Consider the following 17,487-nt stretch of genomic DNA (forward strand, 5'->3'; position numbering starts at 1 on the left):
TGGGGCATACGCCAAAGGCAAGCCTACTCCGCTCTGAGTGACCAGTCGCCCCGAACATGAGCGAGCGTCCGTTCATTCGCCCACGGCGAACACCCCGACCGCCCGCTCGCCGACAGGTTCTTTCGGTGCTCCGAAGCGCATCCGTTCCCTGTGCCGAAGGCCGCCACCAAGCGCTGGCTTGCTTGCGGATGCGGCCACGACGGCCGACCATTGAGGCATGCAGTCCGCTTCACAGCGCCGGCCAGACATGCCGCCGCCGGTCCCCTCGCTCAATGCTCGCCTCAACTGGCTTCGCGCAGGCGTGCTCGGCGCGAACGACGGCATCGTCTCGACAGCAGCGCTCATGGTCGGTGTCGCGGGAGCAGGAACGGGCGCGTTCGGCATCCTCACCGCTGGCGTCGCAGCACTCGTGGCCGGGTCATGCTCGATGGCCGTCGGCGAATACGTCTCGGTCTCGAGCCAGCTCGACAGCGAGCGTGCGGCGATCAAGCGCGAGGCGACGCTGCTCGAAGAGAACCCCGACGGCCAGGTCGACCAGCTCGCTCACATGTACGAGCTCCGCGGCCTGCAGCCGGCAACCGCCCACCAGGTCGCGGTCGAGCTGACCGAGCACGACCCGCTCACGGCGCACCTCGACATCGAGTACCAGCTCGACCCGGAAGAGCTCAACAGCCCATGGGCCGCCGCCATCGCATCGCTCTTCGCCTTCGCGATCGGTGCGGCCATCCCCCTCCTCGCGACGGTCTTCACACCGCACGAGCACGCGGTCTGGGCGATCGCCCTCTCGACGCTCGTCGCGCTCATCATCACGGGTGTCGTCTCAGCGCGCGTCGGCGCCTCGAGCAAGCGTCAGGCGACCTTCAGGGTGCTGATCGGCGGCATGCTCGCCCTCGGCATCACCTTCCTGGTCGGGTCGCTGTTCAACACGTCAGTGGTCTAGCCGACGTCGAGCGACCGGTACACCATCTCGGGCCGGCCTGCGCGGCCATAGACGGGCTCGACCTCTGCGCGGCCCTGCTCGACGAGTCGCTCGAGGTGCCGCCTCGCAGTCACGCGTGCGAGTCCCAGCGTCTCTCCTATGGCGGATGCGGATACCCCGTCGGGCAGTGCGGCAAGCGCTTCGGCGACTGCGCCGAGGGTGTGCGACTCTCTCGACGACACCACGGGCACGCTTCCGGTCATGAGGCGATCGACATCCCCCTGGTCGAGTGCTGCGCCTGAGGCCACGGGTCCGTTCAGCGATACGGCGACTTCATCCATACGCTCGTGCAGCGCCTTCATGCTGAACGGCTTCACGAGGTAGTGCCGCACGCCCAGTTGGCGCGCGACGCGCACGGTGTCGACGTCACGAGCCGCCGTGAGGGCCACGACCTCGCCCCCATAGCCGCGAGCGCGGGCTGTTCGTAGCACATCGAGCCCGAGTCCGTCTGGCAGCTGCATGTCGAGCAGCACGAGGTCGATCTCGAGGTTCGCGAGCGCCTGGGTCGCCCCGGCTGCTGTTCCGGCGACGCCGGCGACGCGGTACCTGGGGTGCCGGTCGACGAATGCGCGCGTGACGTCGGCCACCTGCCTGTCGTCTTCGACGATGAGTGTGCGGAGCACGGTCATGCCCTTTCCTGTGCGATGGGGATCTCGACACTGAACGCCGCCCCGCCGAGTGATGAGTCGAGGATCTCGATGCTGCCGCCGGCATGGGTCAGCAGGCGCTTGACGAGCGTGAGCCCGTAGCCGCGGGCCTTGCCGCCGCTGCCGAGCTTGCTGCTGTAGCGCAGCTCGAACACGCGCTGCCGATCGTCCTCGGCGATGCCGGCCCCTGAGTCTTCGACGAGCATCCGCACTCGGCTGTCGTCGTGCGAGAGCGAGACGCGAACGGTGCCACCGGCCCCGGCTGCGTCGAAGGCATTGTCGATGAGGTTGCCGAGCACGGTCACGCGAGCCGCTCCCTCACCCGCCTGCGCATCCGGGAGCGCTGCGTCGTCTGCGATCTCGAGGTTGGCGCCAAGCTCCTTCGCGCGCGCCCGCTTGCCGAGCAGCATTGCCGCGACCTCCAGGTCGCGGATGCCGACCTGCGCATCCGATTCTCCGAGTGCCCCGCCGAAGCCTGCGCGCTCGGCGACCCGCAGCGCCGACTCAGCCTCGCCGAGCTCGATCAACCCGTGGATCGTGTGCAGCGTGTTCGAGAACTCGTGCTGCTGCGCGCGCAGCGAGTCGTTGGTGGTCTGCGCACCCTCGAGCTCGCGCAGAGCGGTCTCGAGGTCGGTCTGGTCGACGAGGATGACGGCGTGCCCCACCTGCTCGCCGCGCACCTCGACGGTGTCGCTGCGCACCAGCAGGATGCGATCCTCGACGAAGGCGAGCTGCTGGTCAGAGACGCTGGCGTCGATGTCGAGCACACTGGTGAGCTGCTCGCCGACGAGACCAGACTCGTCTTCGTGGCCGAGCATCCGCAGTGCTGCATCGTTGACCAGGGTGATGCGATCGTCGGCGCCGGTGACGAGGATTCCCTCTGCGATGCCGTGCAGCGTGGCCTCGCGGGTCTCGAGCATGCGCTTGATCTCGGCGGGCTCGAGCCCGTAGATGCGCGCCCGCATGTGGTTGGCGAGCCAGGCGTTCAGCAGCACGCCGACGACCGCCGCGATGCCGATGGCCCCGAGCAGCCACCACAGCGACTCGATGAACTCGGTGCGCAGCTGCGACTCGAGCGTGCCGACCGACACCTGGCCCACGATGGTGCCGTCGCTTGCGGTGATCGGCACCTTCACGCGCCACGACTCACCGAGCGTGCCAGTCTGCGTGCCGACGTACATCTCGCCGCTGATGATCGCGTTGGGCTCTGTCGACACCCGTTCGCCGATCAGCTCTTCGTTGGGGTGCGAGGCTCTGATGCCGTCGACGTCGCTCACGACCACGTACGTGATGTCGGCAGCCTCGCGAGTGAGCTCGGCGATCGGCTGGATGACGAGTGACGGCTCTTTGTCGTCGAGGGCGTCGTGCACCGAGGGCAGCTGGGCGACAGAGCCGGCCACGGCGATCATGCGGTCGACGTAGGCATCGCGGATGATGCGCTCCTGCACCCACGCAGCCGTCGAGCCCGCTCCGAGCACGACGACGAGCATCACCAGCGTCTGCAGCGCCAGGAGCTGACTTCGAAACGTCATCGTCCCCACGCCTCGAATTGTAACCAACAGGCAACGTTTGAGCGCCCGTGCTGAACACAAAGACCACAACCGCGCCTCCGCGCTCCCACTCGCCTAGATTCACGTCACGGCCATTTCGCTTCGGCCGAATCTCAAGGAGGAGAAATGCGATCACACTCGCGCTCGCGTCGCAGCTTCAAGGCTGCCGCGACAACCACTGCCGCTGCTGCGGCTCTCGCGCTTGCACTGAGCTCATGCTCGTCGGCCGGCGGCGAAGGCGATGCCGATGCGGAGGGCGCACTCAACAGCGTCAACGTCATCGCACCCGCAGACCCGGGCGGTGGCTGGGACCAGACCGCTCGCACGCTGTCGCAGACCCTCACGGGCGAGGGCCTCGTCGGCTCCGCTCCCGTCACGAACATCGGCGGCGCCGGCGGCACCGTCGGCCTCGCATCGCTTGCGACCGAGACCGACCCCTACACGCTCATGGTCACGGGTGCCGTCATGGTCGGCGCCGTCGAGACCAACGCCAGCGACGTGCGCATCGAAGACACCACTCCGATCGCCAAGCTCACCGAAGAGGCTCTCGTCATCGTCGTTCCCGCTGACAGCGAGTTCCAGACGGCACAGGATCTCGTGGATGCGATCGTCGCCGACGGTCAGGCTGTGACCGTCACGGGCGGCTCGGCGGGAGGCATCGACCACATTCTGGCCGGCCTGCTGCTGACCGAGTCGGGCGTGGAGTCGTCAGAGGTCCCCGGCCTGCTCAACTACATCCCGAACTCCGGTGGCGGCGAGGCTGTGACCATGCTGCTCGGCAACAACGCCATGGCCGGCATCTCGGGTGTCGCTGAGTTCTCGGAGCACGTCGCATCGGGAGACCTCCGCGCACTCGCCGTCTCGAGCCCCGAGCGCGTCGACATGCTGCCGGATGCGCCGACCCTGATCGAGAGCGACATCGACATCGAGCTCACCAACTGGCGCGGAGTCATCGCACCCGGTGACATCACCGATGAAGAGCGCGCGGCACTCGAAGACGTCGTCGCGCAGGCACAGCAGTCGGAGGCATGGCAGAGCGCCCTCGCCGACAACGGCTGGGCCGACGCCTACCTCGCCGGTGAGGAGTTCGAGGCCCTGCTCGCCGATGACATCGCGACGACGCAGGAGACGCTCAAGTCAATCGGACTGCTCGAATGACGAATGTCGCTCAGGCGCCCGACGCACCCACGGGTGCGTCGGGCGCTCCCCGTTCGTTCCGAATCGAGTCGATGGTCTTCGTCGCGCTGCTGATCGCACTGTCGGTCGGCATCCTGATCTCGGCCACGACGATTCGCGAGCCAGTCGGCTCCGCGAGTGCAATCGGCGCCCGCGCCTTCCCCTACGCTGTCGGCGGCCTGATGCTGCTGGCGTCGGTCGCACTGCTCATCGCGCAGCTGCGCGGCAAGTACGGCGAGCCCGACGGCGGCGAAGACGTCGACCTCGAATCCGGCACCTCATGGGTGACGGTCGGCATCGTCGGCATCGCCTTCCTGTCGCTGCTCGTGACCATCCCCTACCTCGGCTGGCCCATCGCTGTCACCATCCTGTTCGCCGGCGCGGCCACTGCGCTCGGCGCCAAGCGGTGGTGGATGACGATCATCGTCGGCGCGATCATGGGCATCGTCACGCAGGTCGCGTTCGCCGTGGGCCTCAACCTCTCGCTGCCCGCGACAGGCGTCTTCACCTCTTGGATCGGCATCTGATGGAAACCTTGGAACTGCTCCTGCAGGGCTTCACGACCGCGCTGCAGCCCGAGTACCTGCTCTACGCCTTCATCGGCGTGCTTCTTGGCACCGCCGTCGGCGTGCTGCCCGGCATCGGCCCCGCCATGACGGTGGCGCTGCTGCTGCCCCTCACCTACTCCCTCGACGTGACCGCCGCGATCATCGTGTTCGCCGGCATCTACTACGGAGGCATGTACGGAGGGTCGACGACCTCGATCCTGCTGAACACTCCAGGCGAGTCTGCGTCGATCGTCACCGCCCTCGAGGGCAACAAGATGGCCAGGATGGGCCGTGGCGCCTCGGCGCTCGCAACCGCTGCCATCGGCTCGTTCGTGGCTGGCACGATCGCCACCGTGCTGCTGACGCTGCTCGGTCCCATCGTTGCCAGATGGGCGGTGCAACTCGGTCCAGCCGACTACTTCGCGCTGATGATCGTGGCCTTCCTCACGGTCGGCGCGCTGCTCGGCTCCAGCGCCTGGCGCGGCATCGCGTCGCTTGCGATCGGCCTGTTCATCGGCCTGATCGGCACCGACCTGCTCACGGGCCAGGCACGATTCACGTTCGGCTCGGCACAGCTGGGAGACGGCATCGACGTCGTCCTCGTGGCAGTCGGCCTCTTCGCCCTCGGCGAGGCGCTCTATGTCGCGTCGCGTCTTCGCGGCGGCCAGATCCCACTGATCCCGATCACCAAGGGATGGCGCAACTGGATGCGCAAGTCCGACTGGGCGCGCAGCTGGAAGCCCTGGCTTCGCGGAACTGCGATCGGCTTCCCGATCGGCACCATCCCCGCCGGTGGCGCAGACGTCGCGACATTCCTGTCGTATGCGACCGAGCGCAAGCTTGCCAAGGGCGAGAACAAGAAGCAGTTCGGCAATGGCGCCATCGAAGGCGTCGCAGGCCCTGAGTCGGCCAACAACGCCGCCGCTGCCGGTGTGCTCGTCCCGCTGCTGACACTCGGAATCCCGACGACCGCGACCGCCGCGATCATCCTCTCGGCGTTCCAGACGTATGGCATCCAGCCCGGGCCAAGGCTCTTCGAAGACCAGCCCGTGCTCGTGTGGGCCCTGATCGCGAGCCTCTACATCGGCAACACGATCCTGGTCGTGCTGAACCTGCCACTGGTCGGCATGTGGGTGAAGCTGCTGCAGATCCCCCGTCCCTACCTCTACGCGGGCATCCTGGTGTTCGCAGGGCTCGGAGCCTTTGCTGCGAACTTCACGGTGTTCGACATCGGGGTGCTGTTCGTGCTGGGCGTGATCGGGTTCTTCCTGCGCAGGCTCGGGTTCCCGATCGCACCCCTGGTGATCGGCGCCATTCTCGGCCCCATGGCAGAGGCGCAGCTGCGCAAGGCGATGCAGCTCGGCAACTCCGACCCGATGTACCTCGTCGAGTCGCCGTTCTCGATCTTCGCCTACGGCTCGATCGCAGTCTTCATCGGACTCTCGATATGGCTGGGCGCTCGTCGCAAGAAGTACGAAGCACGGCTCGCAGCCGAGACCGCGGCGTCAGAGACCTCGGCCATGGCCGCTGTCGACGCCGAGATCCTCGAGCACGAGGAGCACGCTGAGCACGCTGAAGCCAGCGAGCGCGGTGCTCCCAGCGAAGCCGGCGACCGCAGCGACTCTCCTCCAGACACGCGCTGACCCCGCTGTCGCTGCCAGAGCAGAACTGCCCTCCGAGCTCATGTTCGGAGGGCAGTTCTGCGTCTGCAGGCGTGAGAGCTCAGAGCTTCGTGATGGGCGCGATCTTGATCAGCAGCCGCTTCTTGCCCGCTGATTCGAACCGCACCTCAGCCACGCGCTTGGGACCTGCGCCCGAGACGGACTGCACCTGCCCCTCGCCGAAGTCTTTGTGACGGATGCGGTCGCCCGGTTCGAGCTGCATGTCGCTGTTGTCGCGCACCTCGGCGATGGTGTTCGGAAAATCGCCCTTCTTCGCGGGCGCCTTGGGCAGCGACGGCGGATCCTTGCGCCAGCTGCTGCCTCCCGAGTAGCCGCCTGAGCTGCCGCCTCTGCCGACTTCGCGGCGACCGCCCGAGCCTCCTCCGACTGCGCGCGACCCGAACTGCCCGGGGGCCTGTCGCCAGTCGATCAGCTCAGCCGGGATCTCTTCGAGGAACCTGCTGGGCATGGCCGGCGCGATCTCTCCGTACTGGGCTCGCGTCATGGCAAGTGAGATGAACAGCTGCTTGCGCGCCCTCGTGATGCCGACGTAGAAGAGGCGTCGCTCTTCGCTCGGTCCTCCGGGCTCTGCCGCCGAGATGCGGTGCGGCAGCAGCTCCTCTTCAACACCGGTGATGAACACGGCGTCGAACTCGAGCCCCTTGGCAGTGTGCAGCGTCATGAGCGAGACCTGCCCCTCGCTGTCGTCGAGCTCGTCGGCGGCCGCGACGAGTGCGACTTCGGTGAGGAAGTCGACCAGGGTCGCGTCGGGGTTCGACCGCTTGAACTCGCGGGTCACGCCGATGAGCTCTTCGACGTTCTCGAGCCGAGCGGCGTCTTGCGGATCGGGCGAGCGCTTGAGCGCATCGAGGTAGCCCGAGCGCTGCATGAGGTCGGTGAGGATCTCGCCGGGCACCTGCTCGGGCTTCTCGAGCTGCTCGTCGAGCAGTGTCGTGAGATCACGAATCGCCTTGGTGACCTTGGGCCCGAAGCCGAGTTCGTCGACCCTGCGCATGGCCTCGCGCAGCGTCAGGCCCTGCTCGTCGGCGAACGCCTGCAGGCCGGCTTCGGTTGCCGGACCGATGCCGCGCTTGGGCGTGTTCAGCACTCGCCTGAGGCTCAGTGCGTCTGCCGGGTTGGCGGCTGTGACCAGATACGCCATGGCGTCTTTGATCTCTGCGCGCTCATAGAACTTGGTGCCGCCGATGACCTTGTACGGAATCGCCGACCGGATCAGCACCTCTTCGAGCGCGCGCGTCTGCGCGTTGGTGCGGTAGAACACCGCGACGTCGCTCCAGCGCATGCCGCCGCTGGTGAGCGCGACGATCTCGTCGGCGACGAACTGCGCCTCGTCGTAGCCCGAGTAGCCGGTGAAGCCGATGATCTTGGGGCCGTCGCCGGTGTCGGTGAACAGGTTCTTCTCGCGCCGGTCGAAGTTGTTGCGGATCACGGCGTTGGCGGCCGACAGGATGTTCTGCGTCGACCGGTAGTTCTGCTCGAGCAGAATGACCTTCGCGTCTGAGAAGTCGCGCTCGAAGTCGGTGATGTTGCGGATGTCGGCACCGCGGAACGCATAGATCGACTGGTCGGCGTCGCCGACGACAGTGAGGGATGCGCCCGGCAGGTCGGTGCGCAGCTCGGGAAGCTCGAGTCGTGTGACGGGCTTCGTCAGCTCGCGGATCAGCGCATACTGCGCCGCGTTGGTGTCCTGGTATTCGTCGACCAGCACGTGCCGGAACCGCTTGCGGTACTGCGCCGCCACATCCGGGAACGCCCGCAGCAGAAACACGGTCTGCGAGATCAGGTCGTCGAAGTCGAAGGCATTGGCGCGGCGCAGCTCAGCGTCATAGGCACGCCAGATCTCGACGAACGCTGACTCTTGCGGGTTCTGCATGCTCGCGGTCGATGCATACGAGTCGACGTCGTGCAGCTCGTTCTTCGCGCGCGAGATCTTCGACGAGACACCGCCGGGGGTGAGCCCCTGGATGTCGCCGCCCGACTGCTTCAGCAGCCGCTTGATCAGCGCGCGCACATCACCCGAGTCGTAGATCGTGAACGCCTGCTTGAAGCCGAAGCGCTCGGCCTCGCGTCGCAGGATGCGCACGCAGGCCGAGTGGAACGTCGAGATCCACATGCCGCGAGCCTCTTCGCCGACGAGCGACGCAACGCGATCGCGCATCTCGGCGGCGGCCTTGTTGGTGAACGTGATTGCGAGGATCTGGCTCGGCCACGCCTCGCGAGCGCCCAGCAGCCCGGCGATGCGGTGCGTGAGCACCTTGGTCTTGCCGCTGCCTGCGCCGGCGAGGATCAGCAGCGCGGGCCCCCTGTGCTCGACAGCTTCGCGCTGCCGATCGTTGAGCCCGTCGAGCAGGCGGGGGTCGATGCCAGAAGCCTGCTGCTTCGGCGGGTCGAATTCAATGCCCCAGAGCGAGTCCATGCCGTGTGTGTTCATACGCCAGCAATCCTACGTCGCACCGCCGACACGGATGGCCCAGCCGCTAATCGCGAAGCGCGCTGACAGCGAAGTCGGGGTGGTCGGCGAAGACCCAGCCGACTCCGGTCGCAGCCAGAACGCGCCACTCGGCCGGCCAGTTGCCCTGCTCGGCAGGCTCCCCCGCCGACCGGTACCGCTCATCGAGAAAGGCGTTCTCGGGTCGCAGCGAGTACACGAACGTGTCGAGTCCACACTCCCCTGCCGACTCGATCAGCGCCTGGCCGCCGTCTGCGAGCAGCATCGATTTCTCGACCGAGAGGCCGTCGACGCCGCGGTCGGCAAGCTGCCGCAGCTGCCCGGGCTCGACCTCAGCACCATAGGAGCCGACCGCATAGACCAGCGGACCCTGCACGCCCCCGTCGCGCACCGTGTGCAGCACAGGCTCTTCAAACGACTCGACCCAGACTCGGTCGGGCCGGTCTGCCCAGCCGGCTGCGCGCATCCGCTCTGCGAACACCCGCCCGATGTCGAAGCCGCACTCGGCGAAGTGACCCGGCGACTTGATCTCGGCGACCAGGTCGACGCCTGTCGGCTCGAGCAGCTCGAGCAGGTCTTCGAGCCTCAGCATGCGCTCGTCGTCAAAGGCCGCGTTCGACGGCCGGAGCTCGGGCAGCCGCTCTCGCAGCCGCAGGGTCTGCAGCTGCTCCCACGTGAAGTCCTCGGTGAACCAGCCGGTGTGCTGGGTGCCGTCGACGGTCTTGGTGGTGCGCAGGTGTGCGAATTCCGGATGCGCGGCAACGTCGGTCGTGTCAGAGATGTCGTTCTCGTGGCGAATGACGAGTTCGCCGTCGAGCGACAGCACCAGGTCGGGCTCGACAGCGTCAGCCCCCTGCTCGATCGCCAGCTCGTATGCGGCGCGCGAATGCTCGGGGCGGTATCCGCTGGCACCGCGGTGGGCGATGATGCGGGGACTGCGCCGTGCGGCCTGAACGGGCTCTGGTTGGAGGGGTGCGGATGCGTCGCTCACGCGGCCATCGTACGCGCGGCGGTGTTCGCCCCGCGTGAACTCGCCCTCAATTGCCTATGAACCCGCGGGTTTCCGGAGTTGCGCGTCACCGGTCGCCGATACCATGGAGGTCTACAGGAGGCACAGTGGCAAACCCAGCATTCAACAACAACCCGGCGTTCACCAACAACAGCCGTCGCGCAGGCCAGTTCGGTCAGGGTCAGTTCAGCCAGGCGCAGACGCCTTCGGCAGAGCAGCTCGGCGACATGTACAACGCTCCTTCGGCCACGCCGCAGGAGACCGGTCGCATGTCGATCGACGGCACGATCGTCAAGACCGCGGTGACGCTCGGCGTCGTCGCACTCGGCTTCGTCGCGACCCTCGCGGTCTACTTCGCAGAGCTCGCGATCCCCTTCTACGTCATGACCTACGGCGGTGCGCTGGCCGGTCTCGTACTGGGCCTCGTCAACGTCTTCAAGCGTGAGCCGAGCCGCGGGCTCATCCTCGCGTATGCAGCGGCGCAGGGCATGTTCCTCGGCGGCCTCTCGGCAACGCTCGAGTTCGGCTCGAACCTCGACGGCATCATCTTCCAGGCGTTGCTCGCGACCGCGTGCGTCTTCGGCGCCACGCTCGCGCTCTACTGCTTCCGCATCGTGCGCACCTCGCCCAAGATGAACAAGATCTTCCTGATCGCGATGGTCGGCTACGGGCTCTTCTCGCTCGTCAACTTCATCACCGTGCTCATGGGCGTCAACGACTCCCCCTGGGGCTTCCGCTCCATGGAGGTCTTCGGCATTCCGCTCGGCGTGGTCCTCGGCCTGCTGGCAGTCGTGCTCGGTGCATACTCGCTCGTCATCGACTTCGAGATGACCGAGAACGGCGTCAAGCGCGGCGCACCCGCCAAGTACGAGTGGAGCGCGGCCTTCGGCATCACGATGACGATCATCTGGCTCTACGTCGAGATCCTCCGCATCATCGCCATCCTGAGACAACGCTGAGGAAGCTCACTTACACTGTCCCTATCGTGTGAGCCTCTGCCCCGGTCCTTCGCGACCGGGGCAGACTCGTATCGACAACATGTGAGGAGCCACCCGTGCGCAACGACGAGACCGCCCCCTTCGACGAGCCCGACCCCCGCTGGCGCGGAAACGGTGCCGGCGCATCCGACTCGGCCGACTTCGAGGTCGACGAGCGCTCGCTGCAGAATCGCGGACCGTTCCCGAACGACAGCACCACCGAAGAGCAGACCCGTGTGCTGCCGCAGTTCGACGCGTCACAGTACGACGAGCAGTACAGCGGGGCTGCGCCCCAGACGGGGTCGGATGCGCCGACACAGGCGATCGGCATGCAGGGCGGCGCCGATCGCACTCACCAGGCTCCCCAGCGCAACCACGCTGCCGATGCCCCTACGCAGCGCATCGCGACGACCGGTCAGCGATTTGCCCCTCCTTCGCAGCGTGCAGCGGCCCCGCAGCAGTCCGCGCACCAGCAGTACGCCGCGCCTGCGCACGGCCCGTACGACCGCGACACCAATCGCGAGCTGACTGCAGGGGGCTGGTGGAGGCTGCTGATCGGCGGATTGCTGATGCTGGTCGCCGCTTGGCTGCTGCTTCGCGGAGCCGTCTCGGTCGTGACCGTCGCTGAGGGCGTCGGCTACGAGTCGCTGCTGAACCTCTTCACCTACATCGGTGCGCCGCTGCTGATGATCAGCATCCTGCTGCTGCCGGGCACTGCCGGCGGCCGCGTCGGCGGCATCCTCCTGGCGGCACTCTCATACGGCGCTCTGGTCTCGCCCCCGTTGCTGTTCTCAGAGGATCCCGAGTTCTGGCTGGCGCCCGAGACCGGGTTGAGGCTCGTGGTCCTGGTGGTCCCCGCGGTCATCGTGCTGTTCGGCATCATGACCTGGCTGTCGGTGCGCGGCAAGCGAGGTCTGGCTTGGGTGCTGGTCTTCCTGCCGACGCTCGTCATGGTGGCGCTCACCGCCGTGCTTCCGACTCAGCTCGGAGACCTCTTTCCCAGCGGCGGACTGCTGCCGATCGATGCGATCGAGCAGTGGATCTCGCGGTACACGACCATGTGGATCTCAAGCGCCGACATGCTCGCCACAAGCCTGTTCGCGCTCTTCGCGGCGTGCGTCGTGCCGGCAGTGCTGCTGGCGTGGCCGTTCAAGAGCGTCAAGGTGCTGCGCGGTCAGGCGCGGCACGGCTAGTCGGTCAGCGAACGACTGCGGGGGTGCCGAGTGAGATCTCTCGGCCGATCTGCTCGAGCGTGTCGCCCGTGAGCTCGTCGTCATCGTGGGTGTCGACTCCGGCGACCTCGTTCACCGCGGTCACCGACTGCAGGCCGAGCTCGCGCACCTGCTCGTCGCCGAGGTTGAGCGTGCCCACCACGGCGTGCACCGGCACGTCGCCCGAGCGGGCGATGACGCGCGAGATGAGCTTGCCGTCAGCGGTCTGGGCATCGAGAGCGCCCTCGCCCGTGATGACGACATCGGCTTCTGCAACAGCCTCGTCGAACCCGACCATGTCGAGAAAGTAGTCGGCGCCTGAGACGAGCCTGCCGCCGAGCAACAGGATGGCGAAGCCGAGACCGCCGGCGGCACCGGCACCTGGCGTCGTCGAGAACTCGACTGCGTTCTCGACGCCTGCCTCTTCGAGGCGCTCGACCCAGTTCGAGAGCGCGCGGTCGGCGCCCTCGATGTCGTGCACGCCCTTCTGCGGGCCGAACACGCGCGCTGCGCCCTTGGGGCCGCAGAGCGGGTTCGTGACGTCGCTGGCGCCGATGAGCTCGACGTCGTCGAAGTCGCGCAGGCGGCTGAGCTCGACCTGGCGCGCCCTGCCGAGTTCGGCGACGCAACCGCGAAGCTCGTGGCGCCTGGCGTCCTTGACCTTGGCGCCGAGGGCCGCGAGCATGCCGGCGCCTCCGTCGGTCGTGGCAGAGCCCCCGAGCCCGACGACGATGCGCTTCGGGTTCAGCTCGAGAGCCGCACGCAGCATCTGGCCGAGCCCGTAGGAGATGGCGATGTCGCCGTCGAGGGCGTCGCCGAGGTCGGCGAGGCCGATCGTGTTGGCTGTCGAGATGATGACGGTCTCGCCATCGAACGCGAACTCGGATTCGGTCTCGCGGCCGAGGGCATCGCGGACGACTACGGTGTGCTCGTCGAATCCGGCGGCGATCGCCGCTTCGACTGTGCCGTCTCCTCCGTCTGCCAGCGGCAGCGTCGAGACGTCGATCTCGCCTTCGCGGTCTTCAAGACCATCGGCGAGTGCATCGGCCACTTCGGCCGCTGTGAGACTGCCCTTGTAAGAGTCTGGGGCAACCAAAACGCGCATTGGCTACTGTTCCTTAGGTTTCGACACAGTCGCGCAAGGCTGGCTGATCGGTGAATCGCTGCAAAGTACTGCCCAATGCTACTCCGCGTTGTGCGAACTTCCGGACGCGCGAGCGGATAGCCTGGGACGGCCTTTTGATAACGAGCAAGGAGTCTGCCACATCATGAGCAAGTTGACCACCCGCTGGGCCACCGAGCCTGAAGTCGCCGACTGGGATTCCCTGGTCGCCGACAACCCTGCAGGCGGCGACTTCCTGCTGTCGACGACCATCGCCGATGCCAAGATCCCGTTCGGCATGAAGCCGCTGCGTATCGTGTTCGAACGCGACGGCGAGCGTGTCAGCTGCGCGCTCGTGCTCGAGCGCCGCGTGCCGCTGCTCGGCAGATTCTGGTCGATCACGCGAGCACCCGCAGTCGCCACGGTCGCCGAGTTCGAAGAGCACATGGATGCGCTGCGCCGGTTCGTGCGCGCCGAGGGCAAGGGCGTGTTCGTGGCGACGATCGAGCCGCCGATCATCAGCACAGCAGAGGCCGAGGCCAAACTCGCTGCCTCGACCCCTCTGAACGCGCCCGACCTCGTGCGTCGTGAGGGCATCCAGGGAAACACCCACACCGTGCTGGTTCCCGTGCAGCTCGACGACGAGGCGCTGCTGATGTCGTATCCGAAGAAGACGCGCAACATGGTGCGCCGTGCCCAGCGAGACGGCGTCGTCGTCCGAGAGCTCGAGCCCACCCAGGCGACCTTCGACCGCATGCACGAGCTCATGCGCTCGGTCGGCGGCGGCGACAAGGAGGGGCTCATGCTCAAGCCCAAGCCGTACGTCGAATCGGTGTGGCGCGGCTTCGCAGAGCGCGGCCAGGGACGCTTCTTCGGCATCGAGACAGACGGCACGATCGCCGTCATGGCATTCGTGATCCGCAGCGGCACGAAGGGCTTCTACAAGGACGGCGGCTCGGAGCGCGAGCTCACCACGCCCGGCATGTCGAATCTGCTGCACTACGAGATCATGCGACACCTTCGCGACGAGGGCGTCGACGTCTACGACATGTTCGGCGTCGCGCCGCCCGAGGCGACAAACAATGCCGACCACGTGTCGTTTGCGTCCGGCAACTTCAAGCTCACCTTCGGCCCGCGCACGACATTCATCGGCGCATTCGACCTCATCGTCCGGCGCGCCCAGCACAGCCTGTGGCAGCGCATCGGCGAGCGCGCGTTCGCCAAGGTCTACCGCACGCGCACCGGCGACTTCTCGATCTACTAGCGAGCAGCCGTCTGCGAACGGGTAGCCTGAGTGGCGTGCCCGAGAACTTCCAAGAGGAGCCGATGACCACACTGACTGCCCGCTGGGCAAGCGAAGCAGAAGTCTCAGACTGGGACGCACTCGTCGCGGCCAACCCTGCCGGCGGCGATTTCCGCCTGAGCACGGCGTTCGTCGCCGCGAAGCGTGAGCTCGGCGTGACGCCGCGGCACATCGTGTTCGCACGCGAGAACACGGTCGAGAGCGTCGCACTCGTGCTCGAACGCTCGATTCCGGCGACGGGCCGCCTCTGGTACATCCCGCGCGGCCCTGCGGTCACGAGCGTCGCGGCATTCGCAGAGCACATGGATGCTCTCCGAGCGTTCCTGCGCGCTGCGAGACCCGGCGTGTTCCACGTGCTCATGGAGCCGCCGGTGCGCGACAGCGAAGGCGTCGAAGTCGAGATCGCGGCGACCGCTCCGCTGACCGCCCCCGACCTCGCCCGTCGCCCAGGCGTGCACTCGAACAACCGCACCGTCATCGTGCCGATCGACAAGACCGACGACGAGCTGCTCATGGCCTTCAACAAGAAGACGCGCAACATGGTGCGTCGGGCGATGAAGGACGGCGTCGAGATCAAGCGCTTCGAGCCGACAGAAGAGACCTCCGGGCACCTGCACCGCCTCATGGCCATGGCTGGCGGCGGCAAGGTCGACCTCGAGCTGCGCCCCAAGCGCTATGTCGAGGCGCTCTGGCGCGAGAATGTCGCGCGAGGCGAAGGCTTCTTCCTGGGGGCAGAGGTCAACGGAACCCCCGCCGTCATGTCGTTCGTGTCGCACACGGGCACGAGCGGGTACTACGAGCACGGCGGCTCAGACCGCGAGCTGCAGTCCCCCGGCATGGCCAACCTGATGCAGTACGAGGCGATGCGCCTGCTGCGCGACGAAGGATGCACGACGTACGACATGCTCGGCGTCGCACCCACGTGGGCGAAGAGCGGCGAAGACCACCCGGCCTACACGTTCGGGCAGTTCAAGCTCGGCTTCGGCCCCCGCGTCGAGTACATCGGCGGCTGGGATCTGCAGGTGCGTCAGCCGCAGTCGAAGCTGTGGCTGAAGATCGGCGAGCGCGGCTACAACAAGCTCTACCAGCGCTTCACGGGCGACATCTCGATCTACTGAGCGTCGGGCTGGCCTGCATCAGTCTGGCCAGCGTCGATCTGCTGCAGGCAGCCCTCGAGCGCCGTCCATGACAGCATCGCGCACTTGACGCGCATCGGAAACTTCGAGACGCCCGCGAATGCCACGGCGTCTTCGAGCAGCTCCTCGTCGCCTTCGCCTGTGCCCCTCGAGCGCATGAGCGTGCGGAACGCATCGATGCGCGTCTCGAGGTCGTCGCGCATGAGTCCGGGCGCGATGCCTGCCAGAACGGATGCGCTCGCCTGCGAGATGCTGCAGCCGTCGCCTTCCCACCCGAATCCGGTGATGATGCCGTCTTCGACTTTGATGCGCATCCGGATCTCGTCGCCGCATGTGGGGTTTCGGTCGAAGCGCTCTGCGTCGAAGTCGTCGATCAGACCTTCGCCGTCGCGCCGCTTCGCGTGCTCGAGGATCAGCTGCTGGTAGAGCCCGTCGAGTGCGCCGCTCATGACTGCACCCCGAAGTAGGCGCGAACACCGGCGACGGCCTCGATCATCTGATCGACCTCGGCTTCGGTCGTGTGCACGTAGGCGGATGCGCGGGTCGTCGCAGCGACGCCGAGTCGGCGGTGCAGCGGCTGGGCGCAGTGGTGCCCCACTCGCACGGCGATGCCCTGCACGTCGAGCACCTGGCCGACGTCGTGGGCGTGCACGCCGTCGACGATGAACGAGGCGAGCCCCGAGCGGTCGACTCCGGCAGCCGGCCCGACCACACGAATGCCCTCGAGCGCAGAGAGACCGGCGACCATGCGCTCGGCGAGCTCGCGCTCGTGCTGCTCGACGGCATCCATGCCGATCGCCTCGAGGTAGTCGACGGCAGCCGCAAGCCCGACGGCCTGCGGAACCGGCTGGGTGCCGGCCTCGAAGCGCGTGGGCGCCTCCATGTACTCGGTGTGCTCCATCGTGACGGTCGTGATCATCGAGCCGCCCGTGCGCGCAGGGGGCAGCGCCCGGCCGAGATCACGCGCGAGGTACAGCACACCGATGCCGTTGGGCCCGAGCATCTTGTGGCCCGAGAACGCCGCAGCATCGACGCCGAGGGCGTGAAAGTCGACGGCGCGGTGCGGCACCGACTGGCAGGCGTCAAGCACGACGAGCGCGCCGCCGGCGTGGGCCGCCTCGACGATCTCGGCGACCGGCGCCACCTGGCCCGTGACGTTCGAAACGTGTGCGAAGGCGACGATGCGCGTGCGCTCGGTGATGAGTGCGCGCATGTCGTCGAGACTCCAGCAGCCGTCGTCGTCGACCTCGACCCAGCGCAGCGTCGCGCCGGTTGCCGCCGCAAGCTCTTGCCACGGCACCAGGTTGGCGTGGTGCTCGGCCTCGGTGATGAGAATCTCGTCGCCTGCAGCAAGGCGGATGCGCTCTTCGGCGCCGCCAGCCGCGTTCGCCTTCGCGAGCGCAATCGACACCGAGTTGATGGCATCGGTCGCATTCAGCGTCCAGGAGATCTCGTCAGCGTCGGCGCCCACGAAGCGCGCCACCGTCTCGCGCGCCTGCTCGTAGTCGTCGGTCGCGAGGCCAGCGAGCGTGTGCGCTCCGCGGTGCACGGCGGCGTTGTGCTGCTCGAGGAATGCGCGCTCGGCATCCAGCACAGGAGCGGGACGCTGCGCGGTCGCACCCGAGTCGAGGTAGACGAGCGGATGCCCGTTCACCTCCTGAGACAGGATCGCGAAGTCGCGGCGCAGCTCGTGCACGCGCGTCTCGTCGAGAGGCATG

16 protein-coding genes are annotated in these 17,487 nt (G+C 67.2%); 8 read left to right on the plus strand and 8 right to left on the minus strand.

The features are described from left to right. Positions 1–72: 72 nt before the first annotated feature. Positions 73–219 carry a hypothetical protein gene (locus CZ674_RS14210; protein ID WP_159456975.1) on the minus strand — a complete coding sequence of 49 codons (147 nt, stop codon included), beginning with the start codon at positions 217–219 and terminating at the stop codon, positions 73–75. Between CZ674_RS14210 and CZ674_RS11305 the strand changes: the two genes are divergently transcribed. Then, positions 218–940: a VIT1/CCC1 transporter family protein gene (locus CZ674_RS11305; protein WP_086992632.1), complete on the plus strand. Its 723-nt coding sequence runs from the start codon at positions 218–220 to the stop codon at positions 938–940. The genes CZ674_RS14210 and CZ674_RS11305 overlap by 2 nt on opposite strands. Here the strand turns inward: CZ674_RS11305 and CZ674_RS11310 are convergent. Continuing rightward, the gene (locus CZ674_RS11310; RefSeq protein ID WP_086992633.1) at positions 937–1,608 is read right to left on the minus strand and encodes a response regulator; all 672 of its coding nucleotides are present in this window, start codon (positions 1,606–1,608) and stop codon (positions 937–939) included. The genes CZ674_RS11305 and CZ674_RS11310 overlap by 4 nt on opposite strands. Beyond that, entirely contained in the window at positions 1,605–3,158 is a 1,554-nt protein-coding gene (locus CZ674_RS11315; RefSeq protein ID WP_086992634.1) for an ATP-binding protein, read from the minus strand. Before CZ674_RS11315 ends, CZ674_RS11310 begins: the two co-directional genes overlap by 4 nt. 144 nt (positions 3,159–3,302) lie before the next feature. Here CZ674_RS11315 and CZ674_RS11320 point away from each other — a divergent pair, with 144 nt between their 5' ends. From CZ674_RS11320 to CZ674_RS11330, 3 genes are read left to right on the plus strand one after another with little or no spacing between them, the layout of a single operon-like run. Then, entirely contained in the window at positions 3,303–4,334 is a 1,032-nt protein-coding gene (locus CZ674_RS11320) for a Bug family tripartite tricarboxylate transporter substrate binding protein (protein ID WP_086992635.1), read from the plus strand. Then, the gene (locus CZ674_RS11325) at positions 4,331–4,879 is read left to right on the plus strand and encodes a tripartite tricarboxylate transporter TctB family protein (protein ID WP_086992636.1); all 549 of its coding nucleotides are present in this window, start codon (positions 4,331–4,333) and stop codon (positions 4,877–4,879) included. Before CZ674_RS11320 ends, CZ674_RS11325 begins: the two co-directional genes overlap by 4 nt. Continuing rightward, a complete protein-coding gene (locus CZ674_RS11330) occupies positions 4,879–6,543 on the plus strand; it encodes a tripartite tricarboxylate transporter permease (RefSeq protein WP_086992637.1) in 1,665 nt (554 codons plus the stop codon). The genes CZ674_RS11325 and CZ674_RS11330 overlap by 1 nt, the downstream gene beginning before the upstream one ends. 79 nt (positions 6,544–6,622) lie before the next feature. Here the strand turns inward: CZ674_RS11330 and CZ674_RS11335 are convergent, their stop codons facing one another. Together CZ674_RS11335 and CZ674_RS11340 are read right to left on the minus strand one after the other, a co-directional pair. After that, positions 6,623–8,998 (minus strand): UvrD-helicase domain-containing protein, encoded by a 2,376-nt coding sequence (locus CZ674_RS11335; protein ID WP_200810105.1) that lies wholly within the window; start codon positions 8,996–8,998, stop codon positions 6,623–6,625. A gap of 61 nt (positions 8,999–9,059) precedes the next feature. Beyond that, positions 9,060–10,022 carry a glycerophosphodiester phosphodiesterase family protein gene (locus CZ674_RS11340; protein WP_086992639.1) on the minus strand — a complete coding sequence of 321 codons (963 nt, stop codon included), beginning with the start codon at positions 10,020–10,022 and terminating at the stop codon, positions 9,060–9,062. A 125-nt stretch (positions 10,023–10,147) separates the two neighbouring features. On the opposite strand from CZ674_RS11340, the gene CZ674_RS11345 reads away from it, so the two are divergent. Together CZ674_RS11345 and CZ674_RS11350 are read left to right on the plus strand one after the other, a co-directional pair. Then, a complete protein-coding gene (locus CZ674_RS11345) occupies positions 10,148–10,999 on the plus strand; it encodes a Bax inhibitor-1/YccA family protein (RefSeq protein WP_234988564.1) in 852 nt (283 codons plus the stop codon). 95 nt (positions 11,000–11,094) lie between these two features. Further along, positions 11,095–12,210, plus strand: a complete 1,116-nt coding sequence (locus CZ674_RS11350) for a hypothetical protein (RefSeq protein ID WP_086992641.1) — start codon at positions 11,095–11,097, stop codon at positions 12,208–12,210. 4 nt (positions 12,211–12,214) lie between these two features. On the opposite strand, the gene CZ674_RS11355 is transcribed toward CZ674_RS11350, so the two are convergent. Further along, on the minus strand, positions 12,215–13,333 hold the full coding sequence (locus tag CZ674_RS11355) for a glycerate kinase (RefSeq protein ID WP_086992642.1): 1,119 nt from the start codon (positions 13,331–13,333) through the stop codon (positions 12,215–12,217). A 163-nt stretch (positions 13,334–13,496) separates the two neighbouring features. Here CZ674_RS11355 and CZ674_RS11360 point away from each other — a divergent pair, with 163 nt between their 5' ends. After that, the gene (locus CZ674_RS11360; protein WP_086992643.1) at positions 13,497–14,594 is read left to right on the plus strand and encodes a lipid II:glycine glycyltransferase FemX; all 1,098 of its coding nucleotides are present in this window, start codon (positions 13,497–13,499) and stop codon (positions 14,592–14,594) included. A 35-nt stretch (positions 14,595–14,629) separates the two neighbouring features. Next, positions 14,630–15,751, plus strand: a complete 1,122-nt coding sequence (locus CZ674_RS11365; protein ID WP_143244731.1) for a lipid II:glycine glycyltransferase FemX — start codon at positions 14,630–14,632, stop codon at positions 15,749–15,751. Here the strand turns inward: CZ674_RS11365 and sufU are convergent. Both sufU and CZ674_RS11375 read right to left on the minus strand, forming a co-directional pair. Further along, positions 15,745–16,218 carry a Fe-S cluster assembly sulfur transfer protein SufU gene (gene sufU, locus CZ674_RS11370; RefSeq protein ID WP_086992645.1) on the minus strand — a complete coding sequence of 158 codons (474 nt, stop codon included), beginning with the start codon at positions 16,216–16,218 and terminating at the stop codon, positions 15,745–15,747. The two genes, CZ674_RS11365 and sufU, sit on opposite strands and share 7 nt — an antisense overlap. Further along, a complete protein-coding gene (locus tag CZ674_RS11375; protein ID WP_086992796.1) occupies positions 16,215–17,486 on the minus strand; it encodes an aminotransferase class V-fold PLP-dependent enzyme in 1,272 nt (423 codons plus the stop codon). The genes sufU and CZ674_RS11375 overlap by 4 nt, the downstream gene beginning before the upstream one ends. Position 17,487: the final 1 nt, after the last annotated feature.

This window comes from Agrococcus casei LMG 22410, assembly GCF_900163565.1.
Classification (GTDB): Bacteria; Actinomycetota; Actinomycetes; order Actinomycetales; family Microbacteriaceae; genus Agrococcus; species Agrococcus casei.